At 54.5% G+C, this 23,882-nt stretch carries 31 protein-coding genes and 1 tRNA gene; 5 read left to right on the top strand and 27 right to left on the bottom strand.

Features of this window, described 5'->3' with window-relative positions; translation table 11 throughout:
- Nucleotides 1-68 precede the first annotated feature (68 nt).
- A complete protein-coding gene (gene mug / locus ACNQ0W_RS18415) occupies nt 69-575 on the bottom strand; it encodes a G/U mismatch-specific DNA glycosylase (protein WP_032649590.1) in 507 nt (168 codons plus the stop codon).
- A gap of 124 nt (nt 576-699) precedes the next feature.
- Here mug and ACNQ0W_RS18420 point away from each other — a divergent pair.
- Nucleotides 700-775, top strand: a tRNA-Ile gene (locus ACNQ0W_RS18420).
- Nucleotides 776-911: 136 nt separating this feature from the next.
- Here the strand turns inward: ACNQ0W_RS18420 and ACNQ0W_RS18425 are convergent.
- From ACNQ0W_RS18425 to ACNQ0W_RS18490, 14 genes are all read right to left on the bottom strand, one after another.
- On the bottom strand, nt 912-1,130 hold the full coding sequence (locus tag ACNQ0W_RS18425) for a DNA-binding transcriptional regulator (protein ID WP_015386379.1): 219 nt from the start codon (nt 1,128-1,130) through the stop codon (nt 912-914).
- Between the two features lie 69 nt (nt 1,131-1,199).
- Nucleotides 1,200-2,300, bottom strand: coding sequence for a phage late control D family protein (locus tag ACNQ0W_RS18430; RefSeq protein WP_116329978.1), 1,101 nt, complete (start codon nt 2,298-2,300; stop codon nt 1,200-1,202).
- Nucleotides 2,297-2,782 carry a phage tail protein gene (locus ACNQ0W_RS18435; RefSeq protein ID WP_116329977.1) on the bottom strand — a complete coding sequence of 162 codons (486 nt, stop codon included), beginning with the start codon at nt 2,780-2,782 and terminating at the stop codon, nt 2,297-2,299. The genes ACNQ0W_RS18430 and ACNQ0W_RS18435 overlap by 4 nt, the downstream gene beginning before the upstream one ends.
- On the bottom strand, nt 2,782-6,225 hold the full coding sequence (locus ACNQ0W_RS18440; protein WP_116329976.1) for a phage tail tape measure protein: 3,444 nt from the start codon (nt 6,223-6,225) through the stop codon (nt 2,782-2,784). Before ACNQ0W_RS18440 ends, ACNQ0W_RS18435 begins: the two co-directional genes overlap by 1 nt.
- Nucleotides 6,218-6,337 carry a GpE family phage tail protein gene (locus ACNQ0W_RS18445; protein ID WP_007848878.1) on the bottom strand — a complete coding sequence of 40 codons (120 nt, stop codon included), beginning with the start codon at nt 6,335-6,337 and terminating at the stop codon, nt 6,218-6,220. Before ACNQ0W_RS18445 ends, ACNQ0W_RS18440 begins: the two co-directional genes overlap by 8 nt.
- Nucleotides 6,338-6,351: 14 nt before the next feature.
- A complete protein-coding gene (locus ACNQ0W_RS18450) occupies nt 6,352-6,654 on the bottom strand; it encodes a phage tail assembly protein (RefSeq protein WP_014884889.1) in 303 nt (100 codons plus the stop codon).
- 54 nt (nt 6,655-6,708) lie between these two features.
- On the bottom strand, nt 6,709-7,224 hold the full coding sequence (locus ACNQ0W_RS18455) for a phage major tail tube protein (RefSeq protein ID WP_007848874.1): 516 nt from the start codon (nt 7,222-7,224) through the stop codon (nt 6,709-6,711).
- A 9-nt stretch (nt 7,225-7,233) separates the two neighbouring features.
- A complete protein-coding gene (locus ACNQ0W_RS18460) occupies nt 7,234-8,406 on the bottom strand; it encodes a phage tail sheath protein (protein ID WP_116329975.1) in 1,173 nt (390 codons plus the stop codon).
- A gap of 133 nt (nt 8,407-8,539) precedes the next feature.
- Entirely contained in the window at nt 8,540-9,136 is a 597-nt protein-coding gene (locus ACNQ0W_RS18465; protein WP_116329974.1) for a tail fiber assembly protein, read from the bottom strand.
- Nucleotides 9,136-10,422, bottom strand: a complete 1,287-nt coding sequence (locus ACNQ0W_RS18470; protein WP_116329973.1) for a phage tail protein — start codon at nt 10,420-10,422, stop codon at nt 9,136-9,138. Before ACNQ0W_RS18470 ends, ACNQ0W_RS18465 begins: the two co-directional genes overlap by 1 nt.
- Nucleotides 10,419-11,024: a phage tail protein I gene (locus tag ACNQ0W_RS18475; RefSeq protein ID WP_116329972.1), complete on the bottom strand. Its 606-nt coding sequence runs from the start codon at nt 11,022-11,024 to the stop codon at nt 10,419-10,421. Before ACNQ0W_RS18475 ends, ACNQ0W_RS18470 begins: the two co-directional genes overlap by 4 nt.
- Complete coding sequence (locus ACNQ0W_RS18480; protein ID WP_116329971.1) at nt 11,017-11,925, bottom strand: baseplate assembly protein; 909 nt, start codon at nt 11,923-11,925, stop codon at nt 11,017-11,019. The genes ACNQ0W_RS18475 and ACNQ0W_RS18480 overlap by 8 nt, the downstream gene beginning before the upstream one ends.
- Entirely contained in the window at nt 11,912-12,271 is a 360-nt protein-coding gene (locus ACNQ0W_RS18485) for a GPW/gp25 family protein (protein WP_116329970.1), read from the bottom strand. Before ACNQ0W_RS18485 ends, ACNQ0W_RS18480 begins: the two co-directional genes overlap by 14 nt.
- Nucleotides 12,268-12,846: a phage baseplate assembly protein V gene (locus ACNQ0W_RS18490; RefSeq protein WP_014884896.1), complete on the bottom strand. Its 579-nt coding sequence runs from the start codon at nt 12,844-12,846 to the stop codon at nt 12,268-12,270. Before ACNQ0W_RS18490 ends, ACNQ0W_RS18485 begins: the two co-directional genes overlap by 4 nt.
- 82 nt (nt 12,847-12,928) lie before the next feature.
- Between ACNQ0W_RS18490 and ACNQ0W_RS18495 the strand changes: the two genes are divergently transcribed.
- A complete protein-coding gene (locus ACNQ0W_RS18495; RefSeq protein WP_116329969.1) occupies nt 12,929-14,134 on the top strand; it encodes a hypothetical protein in 1,206 nt (401 codons plus the stop codon).
- Between the two features lie 24 nt (nt 14,135-14,158).
- Here ACNQ0W_RS18495 and ACNQ0W_RS18500 read toward each other — a convergent pair whose 3' ends face one another.
- The 11 genes from ACNQ0W_RS18500 to ACNQ0W_RS18550 all read right to left on the bottom strand — a co-directional run bounded on the left by ACNQ0W_RS18500 (nt 14,159) and on the right by ACNQ0W_RS18550 (nt 19,682).
- Complete coding sequence (locus tag ACNQ0W_RS18500; RefSeq protein ID WP_116329968.1) at nt 14,159-14,605, bottom strand: phage virion morphogenesis protein; 447 nt, start codon at nt 14,603-14,605, stop codon at nt 14,159-14,161.
- Nucleotides 14,598-15,029, bottom strand: coding sequence for a phage tail protein (locus ACNQ0W_RS18505; protein ID WP_063930717.1), 432 nt, complete (start codon nt 15,027-15,029; stop codon nt 14,598-14,600). Before ACNQ0W_RS18505 ends, ACNQ0W_RS18500 begins: the two co-directional genes overlap by 8 nt.
- Nucleotides 14,992-15,240, bottom strand: coding sequence for an Rz1-like lysis system protein LysC (lysC, locus tag ACNQ0W_RS18510; RefSeq protein WP_240324870.1), 249 nt, complete (start codon nt 15,238-15,240; stop codon nt 14,992-14,994). The genes ACNQ0W_RS18505 and lysC overlap by 38 nt, the downstream gene beginning before the upstream one ends.
- Nucleotides 15,125-15,553: an Rz-like lysis system protein LysB gene (gene lysB / locus ACNQ0W_RS18515; protein ID WP_116329966.1), complete on the bottom strand. Its 429-nt coding sequence runs from the start codon at nt 15,551-15,553 to the stop codon at nt 15,125-15,127. Before lysB ends, lysC begins: the two co-directional genes overlap by 116 nt.
- Nucleotides 15,550-16,065 (bottom strand): lysozyme, encoded by a 516-nt coding sequence (locus ACNQ0W_RS18520; RefSeq protein ID WP_116329965.1) that lies wholly within the window; start codon nt 16,063-16,065, stop codon nt 15,550-15,552. The genes lysB and ACNQ0W_RS18520 overlap by 4 nt, the downstream gene beginning before the upstream one ends.
- Entirely contained in the window at nt 16,046-16,261 is a 216-nt protein-coding gene (locus tag ACNQ0W_RS18525; RefSeq protein WP_110108668.1) for a hypothetical protein, read from the bottom strand. The genes ACNQ0W_RS18520 and ACNQ0W_RS18525 overlap by 20 nt, the downstream gene beginning before the upstream one ends.
- A 3-nt stretch (nt 16,262-16,264) precedes the next feature.
- Nucleotides 16,265-16,468, bottom strand: coding sequence for a tail protein X (locus tag ACNQ0W_RS18530; RefSeq protein ID WP_000868184.1), 204 nt, complete (start codon nt 16,466-16,468; stop codon nt 16,265-16,267).
- The gene (locus ACNQ0W_RS18535; protein ID WP_116329964.1) at nt 16,468-16,935 is read right to left on the bottom strand and encodes a head completion/stabilization protein; all 468 of its coding nucleotides are present in this window, start codon (nt 16,933-16,935) and stop codon (nt 16,468-16,470) included. The genes ACNQ0W_RS18530 and ACNQ0W_RS18535 overlap by 1 nt, the downstream gene beginning before the upstream one ends.
- A gap of 98 nt (nt 16,936-17,033) precedes the next feature.
- The gene (gene gpM / locus ACNQ0W_RS18540) at nt 17,034-17,687 is read right to left on the bottom strand and encodes a phage terminase small subunit (protein ID WP_116329963.1); all 654 of its coding nucleotides are present in this window, start codon (nt 17,685-17,687) and stop codon (nt 17,034-17,036) included.
- Nucleotides 17,688-17,690: 3 nt separating this feature from the next.
- Nucleotides 17,691-18,839 (bottom strand): phage major capsid protein, P2 family, encoded by a 1,149-nt coding sequence (locus tag ACNQ0W_RS18545; RefSeq protein ID WP_116329962.1) that lies wholly within the window; start codon nt 18,837-18,839, stop codon nt 17,691-17,693.
- Between the two features lie 15 nt (nt 18,840-18,854).
- Nucleotides 18,855-19,682 (bottom strand): GPO family capsid scaffolding protein, encoded by an 828-nt coding sequence (locus tag ACNQ0W_RS18550; protein ID WP_116329961.1) that lies wholly within the window; start codon nt 19,680-19,682, stop codon nt 18,855-18,857.
- Between the two features lie 149 nt (nt 19,683-19,831).
- On the opposite strand from ACNQ0W_RS18550, the gene ACNQ0W_RS18555 reads away from it, so the two are divergent.
- Nucleotides 19,832-21,595, top strand: coding sequence for a terminase ATPase subunit family protein (locus tag ACNQ0W_RS18555; protein WP_023307000.1), 1,764 nt, complete (start codon nt 19,832-19,834; stop codon nt 21,593-21,595).
- On the top strand, nt 21,595-22,644 hold the full coding sequence (locus ACNQ0W_RS18560; RefSeq protein WP_116329960.1) for a phage portal protein: 1,050 nt from the start codon (nt 21,595-21,597) through the stop codon (nt 22,642-22,644). Before ACNQ0W_RS18555 ends, ACNQ0W_RS18560 begins: the two co-directional genes overlap by 1 nt.
- An 86-nt stretch (nt 22,645-22,730) precedes the next feature.
- Here the strand turns inward: ACNQ0W_RS18560 and ACNQ0W_RS18565 are convergent, their stop codons facing one another.
- Nucleotides 22,731-23,018, bottom strand: coding sequence for a hypothetical protein (locus ACNQ0W_RS18565; protein ID WP_116329959.1), 288 nt, complete (start codon nt 23,016-23,018; stop codon nt 22,731-22,733).
- A gap of 100 nt (nt 23,019-23,118) precedes the next feature.
- Between ACNQ0W_RS18565 and ACNQ0W_RS18570 the strand changes: the two genes are divergently transcribed.
- Nucleotides 23,119-23,882 (top strand): SIR2 family protein (locus ACNQ0W_RS18570; protein ID WP_417933224.1); only part of this gene is annotated, 764 nt, incomplete at its 3' end.

A 23,882-nucleotide genomic window follows, 5' to 3' on the forward strand; every position in this document is an offset into this window, starting at 1 on the left:
CCCAATCGGGAGCTTTTTTTTTGTTTATGCCCTCTCTCTGTAGGTGAGGGCATCAGGCCGCAGAGGAGCTAAAGCCCCCTCACCACCAGTGCCTCATCAAGTTCCCGATACGCCTCCACCAGCTTGTCCAGCGTCGCCCTGTTCAGCCCGCTCGGGTTCGGCAGCACCCACACCTGCGTTACGCCAATGGTAATGTTCTGCTTACCCCACCTGGCGCCGCGCTGGCTGAACGCCTGCTCGTAGGCCTGCTTGCCGAGGATCGCCAGCGCAGCGGGCTGATAGTCTTCAATTTTCGCGATCAGCTCACGCCCGCCAGCGCGCAGCTCATGCAGATTCACTTCGCTCGCCTGCACCGTGGGTCGCTCGACCAGCATGGTGATGCCACAGCGCGTATCCAGCAGCTGCTGCTCTTCTTCCGGCTTAAGCTGTTTGTCGGTAAAACCGGCCTGGTGGATCACCTTCCAGAAGCGATTTCCCGGATGAGCAAAGTGAAAACCGGTGTGCGCCGATGACTTGCCCGGATTGATACCGCAGAACACCACCCGCAGGCCAGGGGCCAGAATATCGTTGATCATCTCTACTCCTGTCTATGCATCTTAAGGTAAGTATAAAGGATTGATTATGCGTTGTTTATAAAAACAGCAGGCAGGTGTGAATGGCTGGATTGCTGAGGGGAGTTACTTTATAATTCACCGCCACGGCCCCTTAGCTCAGTGGTTAGAGCAGGCGACTCATAATCGCTTGGTCGCTGGTTCAAGTCCAGCAGGGGCCACCAAATTTTAGCTTTATAATCATATAATTAAGCCACTCTAGCGAGTGGCTTTTTTGTTTATGGTTTCATTGTTGGCAGCAAAATGGCAGCAGAAAATAAGCTGCCACCAATAAAAAACCCGCCGAAGCGGGTTAGGTTGTCAAAAATTCATATGTCCCTGACCACTGTTTAAAGGGTGCGGAGGCACATGATCGACCTGTCCGGGTGTTACGATAAAGCGCACTACGGTTTCATGAGTAACAAAAGTGGTTCCACAGTTAATGTTTTGGCACTGGCAATAACGCTCTTTCGTATTATCTGATACACGAAAGCTACTGCGAGTATGTGCCGCGTGTCCGCATTTCGGACAATTCATCATATCCGTTTCTCCCCAAGTCATTACCCGCAATCCCATAATGATACACGAACATCCGTTTTGTGAACATTGTCATTCCATTTCTAAATCATCTATCTTTACCTCAAGCTCCAGAGTCGTAGTGAAACCATTATCTGCACTGACACTATGCGTCAGCGTGGTAATGGTCCATTCGGCATCATCAATGGGCTGTTTAAAGCCGCTCACCTTCACCGGCATTTCGGTATACAGATCAGCCCTTCCCTCTGCGAGCTGCAGGGAGAATGTTGCAACCCCGCGCTGCAGACGCTCCCACTGCATCTTTGCCGCACGCGCTGCGTTGCTGCGGTTTGCATAAGTTCTGTTGAGTACCAGCACGTTTTCATCCGTTCCAACCAGGTAATCACCCTGTTTTGCTTCCGGCTCCTTTGCCGCGGTGGTTTTCTTTCGACGGCGCTTAACCTTTGCTGTCTCTTTTTTCTTTGGCTCACGGGTATGGAGCCAGCTGGCAATCACCCCCGTATAGGCATCGCGGTCGGCCAGGGTAAAACGATGACCGTCACCGGCCTGGCGGGTTATGGTGATAACCGGCAGCGGCTTACCGCTTGCCGTTCTGCCCTGCCCCTGGCGGATAAACAACAGATTGCCGTCCTTAACTGAGGCTATCGCCCCATACTGCCGCGCCAGCTTCATCAAAAAGCTGGCGTCGCTTTCATTAGTCTGGTCAAGATGATCAACAGGTTTGTCCATCAGGTCCTGCCCCAGCGCCATTTTTAATTTATGCCTGGCGGCGATTTCCTTCACGACTTCGCCCACCGTTGTCTGATGCCAGGACTTTTCACGCCGCGTATTAAGGGTTTCACGGAAATCTGCACTACGCGCGCGAATTGTGAGACGGTCAGGCGCGCCGCTGTGCTCAATCTCATCGACAGTAAAGGCCCCTTTCGGAAAAAGCGGCTGACCTTTCCACCCCAGCGCAAACTGAATAATGGCTCCCCGACGCGGCAGAACGATTTGACCGTCCGAGTCGTCCAGTTCCAGATCAAGCTGGTCCGCTTCAAAGCCCCGGTTATCCGTCAGCGTCAGACTCATCAGGCGCGCATCCAGCACGGTAGTCACATCTTTACCTTCAATAGTGATGCTGAAACCGGGGGTTTTGCTGTTCAGATTCAGAAGATCAGAGCTAAAATTCACTGCAGTAACCCCCCAACCGTATTTTTCATATTACCTATCGCAGCGGTGGCGGAGTCCTGCAAATTACTGAGCTGATCGCTGAGGCTGCCAAACATATCAGACAGCGATTCATCCACCCGTTTCAGGCTCAGCGAAAATTCGATGCGCCGGGGCATACCGCTCTCAAAAAATTCTGTTTTTGTCTGGCTCAGACTCTCGATCACAAACATGCCGTAAATCGTCCCGCTCCCCTCAATCAAAGGCCAGGCTTTCCCCAGCTCCGCCATCTGCTCCAGTGCCAGCAAAGACAACCTGCCGCCGGTAATCTCCGGCAGCAGGACGCCGGACAGAGTAAGCGAATCGTTATCCGGCCCAAGAAACTGCGTTGTCGGGCGCCGGTTTACCCGGCTGTTAGCAGCGTGCCGCCAGCTGCGCTGATACTGCAGCTCCTGATAGGGTACGGTGCGCAGCATGAATACGTACAACCCCAGCACCATCATCATTATTCGTAACCCCCTCGATCACTGAAATTACTGCGTGTTTTTGCCCTGGCCCGGCGCTCACGCTCATCAAGCTGCCGGGCCACCTCGCGGGCGATATCCTGTGCGCTTTGCCCTGGCTGGGCGACAATATGAATTGGCGCACTTATCTCGTACTTAATTACCTGTGGCTGTCTCTCTGCCTTTGCCGACGGCGCCGGTTGCGTCCTGACAGGTACACTGTACGGATGAATTGGCGCGGCTTCTGCCGGGGCAGCCGCCAGGCCCATTACGCCAGCGACCACGGAAGCGAACACCTTCTGGCGCATAGCCATCGGGTCAGCCCTCTTATCCGTGATTTCCGTAACTGCCGGTGCTGGCATGACAGCCGCAGCGATATCAGCCAGCTCCGCAGCACGATCCCGACCAGGACGGTTTACCGGGGCGTTAACAATCTCAGGCGGCAGTATTAACCTGCTTTCAGGCCGTTGCACCGGGCTGGCTGTTACATCACGAACCGGGCTTACCGTTGCCGCCAGTTTCACCAGCTCAGTAGTACGATTGATTACCGGAAGATTTGCCGGACCGTTCACACTATCAGGCGGCAGAACTATCGCGCGTTCAGGATATTGTTTAGCGCTGGCCGGTTCCGTCCGGGAAGGATTGAGCGTTGCCGCCACCCTTGCCAGATCAGCAGTCCGTTTCCTGCCGGTGACACTGGCGGGCCCGTTAACGATCTCTGGGCCATTCTCACCCACGATGCCGAACTGGCCGCGCGGAATGGTACCGCCGCTGTCGTACATGCCAGCAAAACCCATCGGCGGGAATCCGCCAGGCGGCAGCACCACTTTACCGTCTGTGTTTACCGTGGCTGGTTGCTGCCGCGTGACCTGCTCAGGAAGCTTCGCTTTGGCCGCTTCCTTGCTGACAATGCCAAGTTTTTCAAGCAGCCAGGACACGCCCGATTTAAGCGAATCCAGCGGGTGCATGACCATGTTCAGCCCTGCCGCCAGCGCCTCCCCAAACTGCCGCCCCATCGACGCCGCGCTTTGCAGCTCTGCAGAGGTGGATTTAACCGGCGTCAGCAGATCAGTAAACCAGCCCCACAATGCCTGGACCTTGTCACCTATCCACTGGAAAACAGGCTGCAGTGGCTCAAACGCCGCACTGATAGGCGCAGCTGCAGCTTTGAATCCTTCAACCACTCCGCCTAAAAATGCGCTTATCGGCTGCCAGTATTTCCAGACAACCAGCGCCACGCCAGCCAGCGCCGCCACAACGAGCCCTATCGGACTAAGCAGGGCGCCCAGCAATCCAGAAATCCCGTACAGCGCAACGCGAAGGAGAGCCAGCGGGCCGGACGCCAGAAAACGCAGCACGCCACCGGCTGCGGATAATCCCCCACGCAACGCGGCCAGCGGATTCATTACCATGCCGATAATGTTGCGAATACCAGACATTCCGCCGCGAAGGACAGCAAGCGGCGCACCGGCCAGCGCTTTCAGCGCGTTGCCAGCCAGCCCGGCAGAACGGCGCAGGGAGTTAAGGGGAGACGCCAGCAATCCGGCGCTGCTGCCGGATGCAGCCAGGCCACGGCGCAACAGGGAAAGCGGCGCATTTGCCAGCCAGGACAGCGCGCCGCCGGTGCGGGTCACTGCAGACATAACGGAGGGGAGTGTTTTTACACCCAACACGGACAGGCCAAAACGGATCACCGCCAGCGGCCCCAGCAAGGCAGCCACGGCCACCGCCAGCGTGCCGAGCACAACTGTGATCGCAGCTGTGGCTGCAGCCACTTTCATCAGCGTGCCCGCCAGCTGCGGGTTAGCCTCAACCCATCGACGCAGTGCCCCGGTAACGTTTTTGACGTACCCCATGATATCCATCAGCGGCTGGCGCAGGGTTTCACCCAGGCTACTGAAAGCGTTCTGCGCGCCCGTTTTAACAAGCAACCACTGCGCGGAAAGTGAATCCTTATTGATATCGGATTCTTTCTGCATGGAGCCGTAAGCCTCAGTGCCTGAGGTGAGTTTCAGCTGTCGCTGCAGCTCCGGCAGGTTGTTTGCAAGCTTCGCCGCATCGTCGCCAAACTCCTTGCCAAATATCATCGTCATGGCGGACAGGCGTTTATCCTGCGGCAGCTTGTTGACCTTCTCCAGCACGCGCTGAATGGTCCCCATTGCGTCCTTTGTCATCTGCTTTTCAATCTCTTCTGGATTGAGTTTCAGCAGATCCATACCCTCCATGAACCGCTTGCTCTGCATGGTTGCAATCGACAGTTCGCGCACCATCGCATTTGATGCGCTGGCGGCAATTTCGGGCGCGGCGCCCAGAGACAGGAAGGTGGAACCCAGCGCGGCCGCCTTTCGGAAATCAAGCCGGTCGGCCACTCCCCCCATGCGCTGCAGCACATTGATGATATCGCCGCCCTTAGACATGGCGTTATCGTCCAGGTAGTTCAGGGCATCGCCAAGCTGTTCAATATTGCGGGTCGGCACTTTATAGAGCTGCGCGATTTTCCCCAGCCCCTCCGCCAGCTCATCAGCGGGCAGCTCGAATGCCGTTGCGGCCTTTGCTGCAGTGGATGCAAAGGCCAGCAGGTCACGCTTCTGGTCTTCGTAAGAATCATTCTGGTTTGTCACGCCCATGCGGGCGCCACCTTCAACCAGCGCGGCATAGTCGATGGCGCCATTCTCCATCGGCAGCTGTTCACTGGCGGCCTTGATGGCATCCTGCATGTCGTAAAACTGTTTTGTGCGGTTGCCGTTGTCGTCCCGCAGCCCGTTAACCTGCTTTGCCACGCCTTTCATCGCATCTTCCATGCTGGCATAGCTTTTAACGGCAGCCATCACCGGCGCGCCCATCGCCAGCCCGGCGGCAGTAGTCGTTGCTCCGGCGCCCGCAATACGATCCCGCACCTCAAGGCGCCGCGAATACTGATCGCGGACGGCGTTCATACGGGCCTGCTGCGCGCCCAGGCGTTTAAGGGATTTCTGCTGTCGGTCCAGCGCCTGCCGGGTTTCGTCGGCATTCTGCCGCAGCTCACGCTGCGCACTGCTCAGCTTTTTGGTGTCCAGCCCGGCCTCATTGAGCGCAAGACGCTGACGCTGCACCGACTGTCGCAGGCCGTTGTATTTGCTCTGCAGCTCGTTAACGCGGTTTTTTGCCTGCTCAAGCAGACGAGCCTGCGCCGCCGTCGGGCGGTTTGTGGCCGAGAACTGCGTGGCAAGCTTCGCCGCTTCTTCGCGTGCGGCTTTCAGACTGTTGCCGGTGACGGCCAGCTGCGCGCTTGCCTTGCGGAAACCGTCAATACGGCCCGCCTGGGCGTCCAGTTCTTTTAATCTTGCGCGGCTTTGCTGAATGGCGGTAGCCAGCTCTTTAGAGCTGGCCTGCGCTGATCGGAATGGGCGGGTGAGCCTATCAACCGCATTAAGAATTACCTGCAAACGCAGATTAGTGTCACTCATCGCTGGCCCCGCTTCTCTGAATCGCTTTATGCCGCCACTCCAGCACTTCGGTCAGCGGCATAACGTCAGTGACGGACGGCGGCCAGTGAAAAATGGTGGCGATATCAGCCACCAGGTCTTCTAGCGTCAGGCTGTCGGCAAACCGGCAAGCACCGATTTCTTCAACAAAAAAGTGACCACCTCAACCGACAGCGCGGTGAGATCTGCGGGGTCCATTTCAGCCATTTCCTGAGCGGTCAGCGCGGGCGTAGAGATGCGGGGAATAATCGTCATCATCGCGCCGACGTCCATATCCATGATCGCCTGCAGACGGGTGCCACGCAGCGCGCCGGACTGCGGCTTGCGCAGCACAATTTCGGCAATTTCGGTTTTGCCGCGTTTGATTGGGGTGTCCAGCTGTACGGTTTTTTCAGTCTGTTGTTCGCTCATTGTCATTTCCTGTTAATAAGGTACTGGCGCGGCTGCCCGCGCCTTTAAAGTAGATCAGAGGCCCAGGGCGTTGCGGTGTTCTTCCATCAGGTCCACGCCATCAACGATTTCAATCATGTTGATCACATCAACCTCATAGAGCACCTCGCCGTTGATGGTCAGCTTCGCGTAGCTGTTGGTGCTGCTGACTTTTGTGGTGTTGCTCTCCCCGGTTTTCCATTCGCCGGAATCGACTTCTTTATGTCGCCCGCGCACAACCAGCTCAACGGCCTGCACTTCGCCGGTATCGTCACGCTGAATGGAGCCGGTGAAACGCAGCTGGATACCGTCAACGGTGGCTTTACCCATCTGCTTGAATAACAGCAGTTCGGTGCCACCGATTGAAAATTCCGTGTCCAGCGCGCCATCATCCAGCCCCAGATCAACATCAGCCGAACCGGGCATACCGCCGCCGCGATACTTTTCAAACTTGCGGCCGAATTTAGGCAGGGTCAGGGACTCAACGATCCCCTGATAGTTATTCCCGTCGTTAAACAGGTTCAGGTGTTTTAACTTGCGTGGTAAAGCCATATTGTCCCCTTACGCGCTGACCTGGCTGGAGAAATCCAGCAGATACTGATCGGTGATGCGCTGGCGTAGCATCAGGTTTTCCAGAGGCGGTACCGGCGTATAGTCGTAATCGATAGTGAGCTTCCCGGCTTTCAGAGAATCTTTATCGTTTACGGACTCATCCAGCCAGCAGTCGGCGCCGATGATGTAGCCCTGCGTTTTCAGGTTGCGCAGTTTGGCGCGAATACCTTCGATAATGTCGCGGGCCAGCGACGGGTTAAGCACGCCATCAACCGCCCACATGTGCGCTTCGGCGATGGTGTCAGCCAGTACCTGCGCGGTGCGGGTGTAGTTTTCAAAGGCAAACAGAGGATCGTCACTGAGGCAGCGGGAGCCCCAGAAACGGAAACCGTCTTTGCGGATCAGCGTGGTGACATCGTTCTGGTTCAGCAGCCCCGCATCGGTTGCCGGGTCCTGCAAATCCCAGAACACATCCGCAGAAATGCCGGTGACGCCGTTCACGCCCACGTTGGACAGGGATTTGTGCCAGCCGGTCTGCTCGTCAATTTTGGCACGCAGACCAAGCGCACGGGCTGAGGCGTAAGCTGTTGCGTCACCATTCAGCACGGTGTCAAAGCTGATGAAATCAGGCCAGATCAGCATCCCCTCGCGCTGGCTGAAATTAGCGCGGTAGGCAATGGCTTCCTCTACCGTTTTGCATCCATAGGCGGACAGATAAGCAAACCCGCGCAGACTCTGCGCCACGCTCAGCAGTTCAGTGGCAACCGCCTGCGTGTCGTGCCCCGGCACGCCCAGAATGCGCGGCTTAACGCCGAGCTGGGACTGCGCAGATAACAGCGCTTTCATGCCCGTTTTTTTACCGTCAGCTGTCACGCCGCCGATAATGTTAGAGGTTGTCTCCGCTTCGGTTTCACCCTGTGCAACGCGCACAACGACGGTCACGGGTTTAGCCTGGTCGGCAATTGCATCCAGCGAGCGGGCCAGCGTGCCGGACTCGCCTGCTTTACCGCTGGCGGTCAGCACATCGGTCAGCAAGACCGGCTTATTGAGGGGAAACATGGACGCATCAGCATCATCGCCGGTGCAGACCATGCCCACGATGGCGGTGCTCACCGTGGTAATGGATCGGGTGCCCTCGTTGATTTCAACAACGCGCACCCCGTGGTGGTAATCCTGAGCCATAAGGCAGTCTCTCCGGTTTACAGGGGGTGTGCCTATGTTCTGGTTGATATGCACGCGGCGCACGCGGCGGGCTATGTATGGTGAATGGCACAATGGAAAGGGCAAAAAAATCCCCGCAGGCGCGGGGACGGAATTAATCTTTGGGTGGTTCAGGCCAGTCAATATCCGGTGCCAGCGATGTATCCACGCGCGTCAGCAACACGCGGTATTTTCGCCAGGCATCATAACTACTCTTTTCTTGATCGGTTGCCATATCCAGCTCAACGGCATCCTGCAGCGGCTCTATTTTCTCAGCGGCACTTTTGATAAGTGCTGCTTTTGTTGCTGTCGCTTCAGCAATGTCTGCCGCTGCTTTCTCCGCTTCATCTGTCACCCAGCGTTCACCATTCCATTTATCATACGGTGTCGATGGAGGGTAGATAGTAGTATCAGCAGGGTAATCGCCCGGCACGGTAATTTGCTGTTCTGCCCCGGTTCTGATATTCCAGACCGTTTCACCGCGATGATCAGCCAGATATTCCCATCCGGTCAGTTGACTGTTCCGGCAGACAACATAACCTTTTTTTGCTGCCAGTGGCTTGTCCGTACAGGCATTTGCCGGAATGCTGACGCCCACCGGAATAAACTCCGTTGTTTGTGACAAATAAACCCGCGTCAGGCTGTCATAATTAAAAACCACAACCTCACCAGCCACGACGGCAAAACCATTTTCTATAACTGCACTTTGCATTATGCGGCCCTCACGATGTAGTTGAATGCGATGTTACGCGGTCGGGTTTCTGCCGATGTTCGGGCCACACGGGAAGCATCAAAGGAATAGTTTGCCTGTTTGTAATTTCCACCCGTAGGCGTTGAAGAAAGGTTTGGTGTCAGTGTATTAACACTGAATGCTCCCGATACGGCGTTATTTGGACCGACAGAAATATCCAGAAGCGTACCGGTAATATTCTGCAGAGCATCATACTGCCCGGAAAGCAGCACACGCCCGGAATCAACGCCTCGCCCGTCATCCCAGCCTCTCAGAAACTCACCACGTAAATCTGGCAGCGTCAGTCCAGGATATACCTGCGCAAGTTTCGGGTACTGTGCAGCAGTGAAAGCGGCTCCATTGCACTTCAACCAGCCAGCGGGGGCTGCCGCAAGAGGCCAGGGTACAGGAATACCAACTGGCAGAGCAGATCCTGCCCCCAGACCAAGATTATTCAGAAACGCGGAAATATCGGCAATATCAGCGCCGTTAGCTGATTTATCCATTTTCCCGGCAAGCGCATTGGTCATGGTGGTGGCAAAGTTCGGATCGTTGCCTAATGCTTTAGCCAGTTCGTTGAGCGTATCAAGTGCGCCCGGCGATGAATCAACCAGTGCCGCAATCGCTACCTGCACAAAGGCCGTGGTTGCGAGCTGCGTAGAATTATTGCCAGCCGCCGCCGTCGGCGCTTTTGGCGTGCCGGTGAATGTCGGACTGGCTTTCGGCGCATACTGCGTATGGGGATCGTTAGCGGCAATATGTTTTGCCATCAGGTCATCCACATACACCTTCAACTCCAGCACCTTGTCATCCACATACTTGCGGGTTGCCAGCACTACTGCTGGGTCAATTTTCAGGGTGATATTGTCTGTGCTGCTGGTAATCAACACCATTCGCACGGTCTGCGTGCGCCCGCTCCCCTCCGCCAGCTGCGGCTTGTAGCTCTCCGGGCAGTTGCCCACGGCAATCAGCGCGCCGGTATCATCGAACAGACCGACTTCACGAATCCACCAACCACCCTCAGTTTCGGGGATCACCTGCTCAGCAATAATCTGACTGCTGTTCTGCGGATCGATATACAGCATATTGAGAGCAGCGCGCCGCTTCTCAGCAACCAGCTTTGTCTGTTGTGCGCTTGGCGTCGGCAGCACGCCGCCACCGTCGCCTACTGCCATCTGGGTAATTTTCAACGGGACACCGAGCGCGGCTGCGCTTGCCAGTTTCGCCGCGCCGATATCCGTCAGCAGGGTATAAAATTTTGCGCTCATGGATTCACTCTCATTGTGTCAATAACATGGACCGCCCCGCCCTCATATGCGGTTCCGCCGGAAATAATGGTTTCGTTGATATACGGGTAGATCGTTATTTCTTCGCCAGTGTAGATGGCTGCGCCAACAAAACATGGCCCGCTCGTCTGCAGGTTTATAGACATGCCGATCAAATGCCTGCTGCAGGGTTTGGCGTCACCGATGAGGCGCTCCAGCTCCAGATAGGTTTCCTCTGTTATGCCCTGGTCCTGCACCCCAATATCCAGGCGAAACGTGCCCGGTGCCTCACCTGTCTGCCACCATTCAATGATGCGGATCAGAAAGCCGAACGGCTCCACAACACGCCGCACAGCGCTGGTTGTGCCCTTGTGCTGATGGATATAGAACGCATCCTGCACCACGCGGCGCTTCACGCTCTCCGCCCATCCTTCGTCCCAGCGATCCACCGAAAAGGCCCACGCCAGATACGGCAGAAACTTGACCGGGCATGTTGCCGGGTTCCATAAATCGCGCAGCGGCACCTGCAGATCGGAAATTCCGCTGCAGGTCTGCGCCAGGCGGCGCTCAAGCGGCGATGAACCAGGAGGAAGCAGACTATTCATCCGTTCCCCCGTTGGTTACGCTCCATTCCGTACATGAAGCGGCTTGTGTCTTATCCAGCACCACATCAGCGAGCGGCGAGGCCAGCTCAACACGCTGCACACCTTCAACATGCAGCGCGGCATAAATAGCACTGCGGCGAATATCGCGCCCCAGCCTCGTCTGGCTGGCGATATATTTCTGCAGGCTGGCCTTTGCCGCCTCCATCACTGGCTCAGCTTCTGGCCCCGGGTAAAGAAAGATCGTTGCATCCACGCTGTACGGAATAATTTCAGCGCTGCGCACCGTCAGACGGTCAGCAACCGGCCGCACGTTCTCACTGTTAAGTGCCTGTTCAACCACCGCCAGCAGGTCCGCCGCTGCCGTTCCGTCGCCCTCACGGCTCAGTACGGTAAGCACCACCTCCGCCGGTGCCGGGCTAGTTGCGCTGGCGTCAGCGACGCGCCCGTCCGTGCTTTTAGCGTGAAACTCATAAGCCGCCGTTGGTCCCGCAACGGAAAGCCCCTCAAATGCAGCAGGAACACGCAGGCGCAACGCCTCGTCACTTTCCATTACCGCTGCGACCGGCGGCACCGCGTCGTTATCTGCAGGTGTAACCGTCAACCGCTTCACGTTGTAGTTGGCCGCCATCTGATCGAGATCGCCGCCCATGGCATAAGCCACCATGACCGCCTGCGCTGCCTCGTTGATACGCTGGCGCAGCAGGATTTCCCGGTACGTGTTTTCCTGCAGTTGTTTGGTGATGGGTTCAGATTCCAGCTCAAGCGTGCGCCGCACCGCGTCCTGTTCGTCTGCCGGATACAGGGCCACAAAGGCGGCCTTACGCTCAGCCAGCAGGAATTCAAACTCCGGCACGTCAACGATTTGCGGCGCGGGGAGCTGGGAAAGGTCAATGAGTGCCATTGTCTGCTCCTGTTGATACCGAAAGAGATACAGGCGCTCCGTTATTGCGCTTCCCGGTTAGCTCAACCACCATGGAGCCGTCAAAGCTGCTGTTGATGGTGATGGAATCCAGCACAAGCCGAGGCTCCCAGCGACTCAGCGATACGTAAACAACCGCCATAATCTGCAGGCGCAGCGCCGGGTTCTGGGGCTGGTCAATCAATGCTGACAGCAGGGAACCATATTCCCGGCGGGCTATACGGCTTCCCTGGGGAGTCAGCAGAATATCCCTGACCGACTGCCGCAAATGGTCCGCATCAGAAATGGCTTTGCCATTGTCCTGATTCATACCGATATACAGCGTCATACAGGACCTCCCGATGTATCGCCGCCGGACTTAACGCCGGTATGACCGTGTTTATCGACTACGATCCCGTTAGAACTCATGGCGCCGCCGCCCTGGGTGACGCCACCATTGATCACCACCTCGCTGTTTATGCGCGTGTTGCTTGCTTCCACCACAAATTCCCCCGTTTTCAGGGTTATGTTATCTGCCGCCTCGATCACCATGGATTTGATACCCCGCACATGCCAGCGGCCGGTCGCGGGTTCATATTCAAACCATCCACCGTCCGGGTATTCCGTTACGCAGCCGTCCACTGAGTCCGACGGCGGCGCGAACTGGTTGGAATAGATCGCAGGTAAGGCAAAAGCGGTTTCCAGATTGCCGCCCATACTCAGCACCACCACCTGCTCATCCGGCGACGGGCACCACCATGTACGGGCACCGCCTGCGCGCAGTGTCAGCCAGTTAATCCAGTTGGTTTCAAGCTCACCCACTTTCACCCGGCACAGCCAGTTTTCCCGGTCCACTTCGGTTACGGTGCCGGTGCGGATCAGGTTGGTGATAAGGCGCATGATTTCTGTCAGTTGTGCATTCATATCTTTAGCTTGCCATCGCACACATTTGATATGCAGTGTGGTAATTTGTGTCATTAACTACACAATGGTGATGAGGGTTCGCATGCAATCCAAACGAGATCTAAATGGCGCTATATTTAATACGGAGTTAGACAGCTTTTGTAGGAAGTATCTTATTAAAAGAAGCATCCCCCTTAGCAACAAGGAAATCAACGAAGCGCCTAAATATTACGAAGAAATAAAACTATCACTATTTGAAAGTTTTACCCTCCACAATGAAGTTAATTTCAAAGTTGATGGCGAGAACATTCCTTTAACTATTTTAATAAATGAAATAGGATTAAGGGGAGTTGAAGAATTAATAGATGATGGAGCACTTAGCTTTACCGTGTGGTCTCCTCTCGTTCTATATATGAATGATAACCAATATGGTGTAGACCCTTTATGCGCGGGCCGTCGAAATGAATCCGTATTTTTCGACCCAGAAGAGTCAATTCGTACAGGACTTAATTTCATGAGGAGTCCATTAAGAAAAGGGGAAGTTAGAGCTTTAACACGAAAAGTACGTGACCTTTATTTTTCAGTCCCTAAAGGTATGGAGAATGACAGCGTTAGTGTAACTATGTCTGCTCTCGAAAGTGGAAAACTTGAGAGGCTGGGGCTAAGCCTTAAAAATAAAGATAAAAATAATCTTAATGAATCTGAAAAACAGCAATTGATTTCCTGTGCCTCTGATTTATTGGGTTACAAATATCTTATGCAAAAACGCGCTCAGGTTAGCCCAACAAGCAATATAAGCACTCTCCTTGAAGACTCAATGCAAAAAGCCACAAACCTATCTAAAGATGAAATTTTTTCAGCGATTGTTCAATTCGAAAACATGCCTGATATTAAAACATCTTTCAGAGATATGGGCATGCCTATGGACGAACTCGTTAAATTCAGAAAAAACAAGAGTACAAAAAAATTCAGAAAATGGATGTCAGATTTAAACGAAATATCATCACCTATTGAGGCCCAAAGATTTTATTCAGAAAGCAATGCATCTCCACGTGGATTTTTCGAAACATTCTGGGGTAAGTCCACTAAAAGTGTAACAATGATGATGATCGGTGCTTATGCTGGTTCTTTTGCTGACACTAAAATTGGCACAATGCTTGGTTTGTTCGGTGGATTAGTCGCTAATAATGCAACAGGTTATATCTTAGATATGGCCGATGAATATCTTCTATCAGAGTTAACAAAAGGTTGGACGCCTAAATTATTTATTTCTGAGCTTAAATCACTTAACAATAAGTATTCACTATAAGAATTTACGACCTGTTTGAATTTATCAAATGCTTAGCCATTTGATAAAGGTTTCTTTTATTAAATCTTCAATATATCCATTTTTACCTAGCAAGCGACGCGCTGGGTACCGGACCTCCGGGCCATTGCGTCTGACTCGATCACGCAGACCATAATGGTGAACACGGGCTATGTGCTGGACTTTCCCATCAAACAGCACGCTGGCAGAGTTCGCAGTGGCTGCGGTCTTCAGGTATTTAGTAGTGCGCAATTTGGCGAACATCTGGCGCTTGATGCGCCCCTTTTTACTTCTGGCCGTCACCCGGCGCGCCTCAAAGGCGGTGCCGTCTGGATTGCGCTGCAGCCTGATGTTTTGCTGTTGCGACCGGCGCAGCTCCTGCGCCAGTTGTCGCATCATACGGTTGCGGGCTGCCGGTTCCAGATTCGCCAGCAGGGCCGCCAGCCAGTCATCCACCCTCTGCAGGTCATCCACGTTTCACCGTCCACATTTCTTCGGGTACGTCGGGTTCCGGCACCGCTTCAACGCTCGATACGGTGCCGTCTGTGCTGACAATCACGCGCTCCGTGAGCTGCAGATTGAGGCTGATATCACACAGATCGTTGCTCAGGATATCGACGTCAAAAGTAAAAAGTTTTTCGCGCAGCTCCGGGTTGTTAATAGCGTCCGGTTGATTGGTCATTAACCAGAGCAGCACGGGCGCCATCACTAAATTCTGGTCGCCGCTAAAGTCTTCAATCACCACGTTCAGGGTGTAGCGATATTCCCATGACATTGAACGGGCGCCGGTTGCGACCAGCGAACCGTTATCAACAAAAAGGTGCAGTTTGTCCGGGTTGTCACGGACATACGCCACCGATTTATTCAGGGCGTTGCGTAAGGACTGCGGCTTGTTCACTGTCTAGCTCCTGACACGCTATGATCGTGTCCACTTTGTCGGCACATGCAGCCCAGGCGGCCTCAGTCTCATCCAGCACCTGGTTCAAATCCCCATTACTTCGCGGCGCTGACCTGTCCAGGCGGCACTGCGTCACTTTTGGACAACCACTCACGGTAAGCTGCACCTCCGGCGAGGGGCGGGCGGTCCCGCAGCCTGATAATGTCAGCAGGCAAAGGAGTGTCAGCCCAGCGGCGTAAATCCTCGTTTTCACGTTTTAGCTCCTCGATCCGGCGCTGGCGACTCCGCAACAGCGCGGAAGTCTCCTCTGCTGCAGCATAAAGTTGCGTCTGCGCCCGGCTGTTGGTTTCGGTAAGAATGGACAGGCTGATAAGCTGGCTGTTTTTCTTCGCCAGCTCCTGCTTGTTATTTTTAAGCGCCCAAGCCTGCGTCGCGATGGTGTGACCGGCATTGTTGAGCCGCCATGACTGCCAGCCCAGCAACGCCAGCACCAGAGCCAGGATCACCGCCAGCGCGCGCGTCATGCCCCCGCCCCTTTAAGGCACCAGGCAAGCTCACGGTCGCGCCTGTTTTCCAGCCCTTTATTCCGTTGACCATTTACATAAATCCAGCGGGGGAGCTGGTTGCACGCCTGCCACCATTGCTGGCGATTGATGTAAGAAACCATTGTTGATCGGCAGATTGCCCCCGTTCCGACATTAAAGCCGATACTGATCAGGGCATCGTAAACATGCTGAGGTGGCTTAACCTGCAGGCAGGCTTCAATCCTTTTTTCCGTCAGCAACACGTTATTAATCAGCCCCTGCGCGGCCTGTCGCTCCGTTATGGTTTTACCCGGTACTACCCCGGACGTATTGCCGATCCCGTCAGTCCAGACCCCGGCACTGCACTGGTATGGCTGGAGGCGACACCCTTCGAAATCAGCAATCAGCTTCAGCCCCTCGACGGAGGTATGAAGCGACTGAAAGCCCGGCAACGTGGCGGCAATCGCCAGCACCGCGCCGACCAGGCAACGCTTAACGATTGAAGGACTCATATTCCCCCCTGGATATTCTGCCGTCCCGCAGCAGCTGGTAGGCTTTCCAGCGTAAATAACAGGTCACCGCCGCAGTAATAATCCCCAGCGCAAGACCGGTGATGGTCGATACATCTTTAAGAGACAAATCGCCGAGCCATGCCAGAAGCAGGGCAACGCAGTAAGTGATAAAGGCGCTGAGTCGTTCAAGCGTCATAGTTCAGTCCCATAACTGGACAGTCTGCGCAGTGGTTGACGCCGTGATATCCGGCAGCTCCACCTGCAGCCCGTGCGGTAAAAAGGGGCCATATTCAGCCAGCCCCGGATTCGCCTGCAGCACCTGTTCAGTGACTCCCTGCGTGCGCCCGTAATGGCGCCAGCAGAGTGCGTCCACCGTGTCATACTGATGCGCACGCACTTTCATCAAATCAGCTCCACCGTCATATGCGGCATATCGCGCAGGCGGGACTCCGCCCAGCGCACATCGCGCCACAGCTCGCCTAAGGTTGTTTCGATATCTTCGGCTTTCTTGCTTCCGTCGCCGGTTGCGTCAAAATCGCGATAGCGCTCAACCAGATTTGCTTTTGCCCAGCAAAACACCGCACGGCGATACAGCATGAGCCGCTGGCTTTCGCCGTCGATCACATCAGCAGGGACGTCGGTCAGGCTCGCATACCCCTGCGCCCGTTGTTTCTCGCGGAACTCATAAAGATCGGCGTTAACTTCAGCAATTGCTGTCAGCAACGCCAGACGCAGGCGTGGATCGGTGACACTCCCATCCATGCGCATATCACGGCGAAACTCTGAAACCCTGACATCAGGCCAGAAACTGGTGTTTTTAATAACGTCCTGGGTACTTTCCCCGGCCTGTTCCGGCGAAACGAATTGCATATTTCTGGCACTCCCAAATAGTTGGGCGGTGGACGGGGTTTTGACGCGGCATAAAGCCTGTCGCCACCCCGTGCCGCCCCGCGCGTTGGCACGATTCGTTAAGCCGACATTGCCTGTCGCAATCGGCTTTCAAGCTTGTTGATTTCGGTTTTGACGCCAGAACTGTTATCCAGCTGCAGGGCACGCTTCAGATGGTTAAGTGCCGCCACTGCCTGATCGTTATCCCGCAGTGCGTAGCCCATCGCCTTATGAAGTCGGGCACGGGACTGATCCGGCATATCCTGACCTTCAACGATATCGAGCACCTGGGTAAGAATGGCGGCACTGAATGATTCACCGGCAGAAAAAGCACGCATTGCCGCGTCGGCAAACTCTTCCGCAACAGCGGTCCCGCAGGTCCGGTTGAAGCGCTGCGGCAGGATCCAGCCGTGTTTAATGGCATGACGGGCAATGTCCAGCGCGCCGGTATAGTCTCCGGCATCAATGCGCCAGATCATGACGTACATCGCCACGTCGTCCTGGCCTGACGCGTCAGCATCCAGTAAACCGGCAATCCATGAGGCATAAGCGGGAAGAAACTCACGTTTGAGCTGAGCCTTGCGCTCATTTGACTGGACGGTTTTAAGACGCCTGCGGTGTTCTGTCAGCTGTAACAGCATCTGGTTGTAGCCCGTCAGGCTGGCATTACTGCCGCCCTGCCGGGCGGCATCCTGTGCCTGTACATACTGAGTGTGAGCACGGAACGGATTCATTTATCACGCTCCGGCGCCAGCACCGCCAGCTGCCTGCGCATCAAGCGCGCCTTTCACCGCTGCCGTGACGATTTCCTGGATGGTTTCAGTTGTCAGCGCTGGGCTGGCATTGCCACCTGCCTGTACGGGCAACAGTTCGATGTTCTCAACCAGGCAAACGCCGTCGTAATCTTCGACAACATACGCCTCGTTAACGGACTCGAAGTTCTCCACGCGGTCACGCTTCGGATTGTCGATGACCGAACGGCGGCGGGAGCCTGATTGCCAGTAAATAGACAGGTTATCCAGGCGGGTGATCAGCATGGCATTCGCCGGGAAGAACGGCGCACGAACGGCCGGGAGGTTGCCGATACGCTTCTGGCTGACGATAAGATCTGCCGCCAGTGTTTCGCTGTTTGGCTGGTCACGGTTGACGATCGGGAAATATTTATCCGCCAGCAACTGGCGCCCGACGATAACCACAAGCTCCGTATCTTCCTGATACCACGGCGCGATTTTCTCATTCACGGCGCCCATAACCAGCGCGTCCAGATTCAGGAAATCACCGCCTTTACCAACACGGATAGTCTGAGAAATCACCTCGCCTTCGGACACGATCTTATCCATTACCTGAACGGGTTTCTCCTGACGGATTTTCTCCAGCCAGCCGATATTCACATCCTGCAGCAGTGGATAGGTCGCGCGGTCTGACGTTTTCTCACGCTTCACGCCGTTGAAGCCGATCATGATGCGGTCAAGCGCCTGGCGGGTAATGATGGCGTCACGGATACGCGTCTGGAAGTCCTGGAATTTGGCCCATAAATCCAGCTTCGCATAAGGCAGCGCCGTATCAGAGTTAGTCTGGGTACACTTGTACCCTTCACCGTCGATGTAAGTCGGATCAACGGGCTCACGGTCTTTCTGGGTGGTATCAGTATTTCCGGCAATACTGGAACCAATACCCAGCCCCAGACGCTCGCCGGACTGCTCATCAACCGGGATAATGTTGATTTTCTGCAGGAACGAGGAAGACTCCTGGATTTTCGTTTCCAGCGTCTGCGCCACTGACGGCTCAGCCGTATATTTCGAGGCGATATCGCTCACAGATACGCCGTTGAGTTTGGCGAGCTGCGTCAGATAGCCGTTGTATTTAAAACGTGTCTCTTTTTTCATTGTGCTTTTGCTCCGTCAGCAATCGGTGGTTTGTTCTGCGCCGTTATTGCCGGTCGCATTAGGGCGGCGTTCGCTGCGGCTGTCCTGGGTGGAAAGCTGCTCACGAAGGGTGGAGAGTGCGCTGGTTGTCTCATCAACAACCTTTTGCATATCGCTCAGCTTGTTGCTGAAATCGGCCTGATGGGTGCTGACCTGCTCCGCCAGCGTCTGATGCTCACGCGCGATGGTTTCAACAGCCTGATTAACATCAGCAAAGCGCGCGTTATCATCGGCGCCTTTGCGGGACAGCAGCTCTTTCACGCGGGTAAACAGGCTGGTTTTTTCCGGCACGTCTTCAAACTCGATCAGCGTTTCAAGAGCAGCGGTAAACAGGTTGTCTTTGTCCAGCTTGCGGCGCGCCAGGGGGTTATGTTCTGCGCTGGCGCTGAACTGCAGCATTTCAGTGCCGAGGCTTGCCGGATCGTCAGTAACCGCCAGACCAACCAGATAAGCGGAGCCGGTATCGGCAAAGCTGGTGTTAACTTCCATTGAGGTGAAAAGCTTCTGCCAGTTACCGGTCATGGTGACCAGCTCGTCCGTCGGGGCAATCCAGCCATACAGCGCCATCTTCCCGGACAAAGCCCCTTCGGTGATTTCTTCCGCTTCCAGTTTTTCCACCATGCCAAAACGACGGAAAGGCCCATCAGGGGTAAAACCCTTGATGTGTTCCATATTGATCAGCGCGGTGTATACCTGCGGGTTATAGCTCGCCGCCATCTGGGTGATCCAGTCACGTTCAATAACGCGCCCGTCAGTGGTGGCCCCTTCGACCCCAATACGAAAACGCTTAGATTTTTTTGCCATCGGTCCGGCTCCGGTTAGTTAGTTCGTAACACGTTCAGAGCCTTATGTTTGCGGTGATAGGCGCGTGTAAACAACGCGTTGGGCTTGTGCGAACTCCCACACAATGCGAAGCCGGGGAAAGTGCTGATTTGAGGCCGTATGTTTGTGCCATGACAACACTGACCCCCGCAGACCTCGATCCCCGTCGTCAGGCAATGCTGATGTACTTTCAGGGATACCGCGTAGCCCGCATTGCTGAAATGCTGGGCGAGAAAGTTGCAACCGTTCATAGCTGGAAAAAACGCGATAAGTGGGGCGAATATGGCCCACTGGATCAGATGCAGCTCACCACCGCCGCACGTTATTGCCAGCTCGTCATGAAGGAGCAGAAGGAAGGAAAGGATTTTAAAGAAATTGACCTGCTGGCGCGTCAGTCCGAACGACAGGCCAGGATCGGTAAATTTAACAATGGCGGGAATGAAGCAGACCTGAACCCCAACGTGGCCAACCGCAATAAAGGCCCGCGCAAACCGCCGGAAAAAAACCTGTTTACCGACGAACAGGTCGAAAAGCTGGAAGAGATTTTCCGCGCCGGTATGTTCGAGTACCAGCGCCACTGGTGGGACGCTGGTATCAAACACCGTATCCGCAACCTCTTAAAGTCACGCCAGATCGGTGCAACCTACTATTTCGCCCGTGAAGCGTTAATAGATGCCCTGACCACGGGGCGAAATCAAATCTTTCTGTCAGCGAGTAAAGCGCAGGCGCACGTTTTTAAACAGTACATCATCGACTTCGCAAAAGAGGTGGACGTTGAGCTGAAAGGCGATCCGATGGTGCTGCCTAACGGCGCCTGTCTTTACTTCCTCGGTACAAATGCCCGTACCGCGCAGAGCTATCACGGCAATCTGTATCTTGATGAGTATTTCTGGATACCGAAATTCCAGGAGCTGCGCAAGGTAGCCTCCGGTATGGCGCTGCACAAAAAATGGCGTCAGACCTATTTCTCTACACCTTCCAGCCTGACGCACAGCGCCTACCCGTTCTGGTCCGGCGCCCTGTTCAATAAAGGGCGCCCGAAAGCCGACAGGGTAGAGTTTGACCTTTCTCACAGTAGCCTGGCGCACGGCGTTTTATGCCCTGACGGCCAGTACCGCCAGATAGTCACCATTGAGGATGCCGTAAACGGCGGGTGTAACCTTTTCGACCTGGACCAGCTGCGCCTGGAGTACAGCCCGGACGAATATAACAACCTGCTGATGTGTCAGTTTGTTGACGATCTGGCGTCCGTGTTCCCGCTGGCGTTGCTGCAGTCCTGCATGGTTGACAGCTGGGATGTATGGGACGATTTCGAACCGCTTTTACTGCGTCCGTTTGCATACCACCCTGTCTGGATCGGCTATGACCCGGCAAAAGGAACGCAGAACGGTGACAGCGCCGGTTGCGTGGTCATCGCGCCTCCCGTCGTCCCCGGCGGTAAATTCCGTATCCTTGAGCGTCACCAGTGGCGCGGGATGGACTTTCGCGCCCAGGCCTCAGCGATTGAGGAAATCACCAGACGCTACAACGTGACCTACATCGGCATTGACTCGACCGGCGTTGGCGATGGCGTTTACAAAACGGTTAAGCAGTTTTTCCCTGCCGCGCGTGAGTTTGTCTACAACCCGACCGTAAAAAATGCCCTGGTGCTTAAAGCCTACGACATCATCAGCGGGCGCCGTCTGGAGTTTGACGCGGGGATGCTGGATATAGCGCAGTCCTTTATGTCCATTCGCCGCTCAACCACCGCCAGCGGCAACCGGCCAACCTACGAAGCAGCCCGCACAGAGGAAGCCAGCCACGCGGATTTAGCCTGGGCAACCATGCACGCACTTTATAACGAACCACTGGCAGGAGCTTCCGCCAGTACCAGCAACATCGTGGAGATTTTTTAATGGCTAACCGCAAAAACCGCAGCAAGGCACCGCGCGGCCAGACCGCCACCGATACGGCCAACATGGTCAGTAATGCACATGCGGAGGCGTTTACGTTTGGCGATCCGATCCCCGTGATGGACCGCCGGGAGTTATTTGATTACCTGGAGTGCGTGCAGGTAGACCGCTGGTACGAACCACCGATCAGCATGGATGGCCTGGCGCGAACTTACCGCGCCGCCGTGCATCACTCCAGCGCTATTCAGGTAAAACGCAATATTCTTACCAGTACCTTCATCCCTCACCGCTGGCTGTCTAAACAAGCCTTTTCCCGGTTCGCCCAGGACTTTCTGGTATTCGGTAATGCCTACCTTGAAAAACGCATGAACCGGTTAGGGCAGATCATGGAGCTGAGCGCCTCGCTTGCCAAATATACCCGTCGTGGCATTGACCCGGACACCTACTGGTTTGCACAGTATGGCTACAACTCGCAGCCCTATCAGTTTGATGAGGGAGGCGTGTTTCACCTGATGGAACCCGACGTTAACCAGGAGCTTTACGGGATGCCGGAATACCTCTCCGCCATTCCCTCCGCCCTGCTGAATGAATCGGCCACGCTGTTTCGCCGTAAGTATTACCTAAACGGTAGCCATGCTGGTTTTATCATGTACATGAGCGACCCCGCCGCCGATCAGAAAGACGTGGACAACATACGCGAAGCGCTGAAAAAATCGAAAGGGCCAGGCAACTTCCGCAACCTGTTTATGTACAGCCCGAACGGCAAGAAAGACGGCATTCAGATCATCCCGTTGTCAGAAGTCGCAGCGAAAGATGAGTTTCTAAACATCAAGAATGTGAGCCGTGATGACATGCTGGCAGCTCACCGCGTGCCGCCGCAGCTGATGGGGATTATTCCAACGAATACCGGCGGGTTTGGCGATGTGGAAAAAGCGGCGCGCGTTTTCGTTCGCAACGAACTTACTCCCCTGCAGGGCCGCATCAAAGAAGTTAACGAGTGGCTGGGTGATGAGGTGATACGCTTTGACCCCTACCTGACCGATGAAGACTGACACTCTCCCGGCCAGCCTTTGATATCAACCGCCCTCCTCCGGGCGGTTTTTTTATTCCCTTGCGCCTATCACACTATCAGAGCGCCTCAGCGCCTCGCTGAGCGGTCCTGCGCTTTCGCCACCTGGCAGCTCACGACGAAACGCAGCGCCTCACCACGACGCAGGCGCGCACGACCAGCCCCCAAAAAATGACCATGCCCGCCCAACATTGAGGCGCCAAAACCGCGATTAACCCCAAAACCGCGCGCTCGTAGCCCCGCCACGCCTGCCCGCTTTACGCAGTGGTTTTCATGCACCTGCACGATATAAGCAAAAGCCTGCCAGAACTGGCGGGCGCCATCTAAAACGATCCTCAAACGATCATGCGGATTCATGCGGCATAGCCATGCAAGCTTATACGCTCATTTTTTTTCTAGAGATTACGCTCAAAAATAAGCAGAATGATTAAGGATCAATCAACAAGCTGGGGGTCACATGGGGGTTCTATTTTTATTTGGCGCTGGTGCAAGTTACGGTAGTGGTCCATGCCTACCAGCTAACCCACCTTTAGGTAGAGATTTGCTTTTACGGATGAAAGAGGAAGGTGGCATCGCCTCAACGATTGAAGGAGACTTATTGGATTGTTTCATTAATGACCCTGAGAAAGGCATGGTCAAGTTCTTTGAAGAAAGAAATAGAGATACCACTGAATTACTTAAACAAATGTGTGCTTACCTTGCAAGATTCAGAATTAATGATGGAAATACTTATGTAAAATTATTTAACATATTAAAAAAAAGAAAAAGCATCTGTATTGCTACGACAAATTATGATCTACTTATTGAACAAGCCATTTCATCTGTCGGTTGTTTTACTCAATACTACTCATCAGAACGAGTCCCGAACAATATTCCAGTTCTAAAAATACATGGTTCTATCAATTTCATACCCTTAGCCAACATCTTTAACATTGGATTTGAAATCCTTCCTGATAGCAACAGCGCAATAATTGATGGCCCAATTGAAATCTATGATAACGCTGAAAAAATAATAGAATACTGCAAAAGTGACACAGCGCTATCACCAGCAGTCGCAATGTATCACCCTAACAAAACTGTTCTGCACTGCCCTTCATTAGTTGCAAAACAGCAAAAAGATTTCCATTCAGAAATTTCAAAATCATCGAAAATATTCATAGTTGGACTTAAAATAAACCCTGATGACAAACATATATGGTCAAAAATAGAAAATACAAAATC

Origin of the sequence: Enterobacter cloacae complex sp. 6730903 (assembly GCF_048283985.1) — a bacterium.
GTDB classification, from domain to species: domain Bacteria; phylum Pseudomonadota; class Gammaproteobacteria; order Enterobacterales; family Enterobacteriaceae; genus Enterobacter; species Enterobacter hormaechei_C.

Excerpts from the sequence above, each read along its gene's own strand:
- lysB (WP_116329966.1), bottom strand. The coding sequence starts at position 15,553 with ATGACGCGCGCGCTGGCGGTGATCCTGGCTCTGGTGCTGGCGTTGCTG.
- ACNQ0W_RS18440 (WP_116329976.1), bottom strand. The coding sequence starts at position 6,225 with ATGAGTGACACTAATCTGCGTTTGCAGGTAATTCTTAATGCGGTTGAT.
- ACNQ0W_RS18450 (WP_014884889.1), bottom strand. The coding sequence starts at position 6,654 with ATGAGCGAACAACAGACTGAAAAAACCGTACAGCTGGACACCCCAATC.
- ACNQ0W_RS18470 (WP_116329973.1), bottom strand. The coding sequence starts at position 10,422 with ATGAGCGCAAAATTTTATACCCTGCTGACGGATATCGGCGCGGCGAAA.
- ACNQ0W_RS18550 (WP_116329961.1), bottom strand. The coding sequence starts at position 19,682 with ATGGCAAAAAAATCTAAGCGTTTTCGTATTGGGGTCGAAGGGGCCACC.
- ACNQ0W_RS18485 (WP_116329970.1), bottom strand. The coding sequence starts at position 12,271 with ATGACGCTGTATATCGGTATGAATCAGGACAATGGCAAAGCCATTTCT.
- ACNQ0W_RS18495 (WP_116329969.1), top strand. The coding sequence starts at position 12,929 with ATGCAATCCAAACGAGATCTAAATGGCGCTATATTTAATACGGAGTTA.
- ACNQ0W_RS18460 (WP_116329975.1), bottom strand. The coding sequence starts at position 8,406 with ATGGCTCAGGATTACCACCACGGGGTGCGCGTTGTTGAAATCAACGAG.
- ACNQ0W_RS18465 (WP_116329974.1), bottom strand. The coding sequence starts at position 9,136 with ATGCAAAGTGCAGTTATAGAAAATGGTTTTGCCGTCGTGGCTGGTGAG.
- ACNQ0W_RS18480 (WP_116329971.1), bottom strand. The coding sequence starts at position 11,925 with ATGGCACTCATTGACCTTTCCCAGCTCCCCGCGCCGCAAATCGTTGAC.
- ACNQ0W_RS18520 (WP_116329965.1), bottom strand. The coding sequence starts at position 16,065 with ATGAGTCCTTCAATCGTTAAGCGTTGCCTGGTCGGCGCGGTGCTGGCG.
- gpM (WP_116329963.1), bottom strand. The coding sequence starts at position 17,687 with ATGAATCCGTTCCGTGCTCACACTCAGTATGTACAGGCACAGGATGCC.
- ACNQ0W_RS18545 (WP_116329962.1), bottom strand. The coding sequence starts at position 18,839 with ATGAAAAAAGAGACACGTTTTAAATACAACGGCTATCTGACGCAGCTC.
- ACNQ0W_RS18455 (WP_007848874.1), bottom strand. The coding sequence starts at position 7,224 with ATGGCTTTACCACGCAAGTTAAAACACCTGAACCTGTTTAACGACGGG.
- ACNQ0W_RS18425 (WP_015386379.1), bottom strand. The coding sequence starts at position 1,130 with ATGATGAATTGTCCGAAATGCGGACACGCGGCACATACTCGCAGTAGC.
- ACNQ0W_RS18530 (WP_000868184.1), bottom strand. The coding sequence starts at position 16,468 with ATGAAAGTGCGTGCGCATCAGTATGACACGGTGGACGCACTCTGCTGG.
- ACNQ0W_RS18560 (WP_116329960.1), top strand. The coding sequence starts at position 21,595 with ATGGCTAACCGCAAAAACCGCAGCAAGGCACCGCGCGGCCAGACCGCC.
- ACNQ0W_RS18565 (WP_116329959.1), bottom strand. The coding sequence starts at position 23,018 with ATGAATCCGCATGATCGTTTGAGGATCGTTTTAGATGGCGCCCGCCAG.
- ACNQ0W_RS18435 (WP_116329977.1), bottom strand. The coding sequence starts at position 2,782 with ATGATGATGGTGCTGGGGTTGTACGTATTCATGCTGCGCACCGTACCC.
- ACNQ0W_RS18490 (WP_014884896.1), bottom strand. The coding sequence starts at position 12,846 with ATGAATGCACAACTGACAGAAATCATGCGCCTTATCACCAACCTGATC.
- ACNQ0W_RS18535 (WP_116329964.1), bottom strand. The coding sequence starts at position 16,935 with ATGCAATTCGTTTCGCCGGAACAGGCCGGGGAAAGTACCCAGGACGTT.
- ACNQ0W_RS18525 (WP_110108668.1), bottom strand. The coding sequence starts at position 16,261 with ATGACGCTTGAACGACTCAGCGCCTTTATCACTTACTGCGTTGCCCTG.
- mug (WP_032649590.1), bottom strand. The coding sequence starts at position 575 with ATGATCAACGATATTCTGGCCCCTGGCCTGCGGGTGGTGTTCTGCGGT.
- ACNQ0W_RS18475 (WP_116329972.1), bottom strand. The coding sequence starts at position 11,024 with ATGAATAGTCTGCTTCCTCCTGGTTCATCGCCGCTTGAGCGCCGCCTG.
- ACNQ0W_RS18555 (WP_023307000.1), top strand. The coding sequence starts at position 19,832 with ATGACAACACTGACCCCCGCAGACCTCGATCCCCGTCGTCAGGCAATG.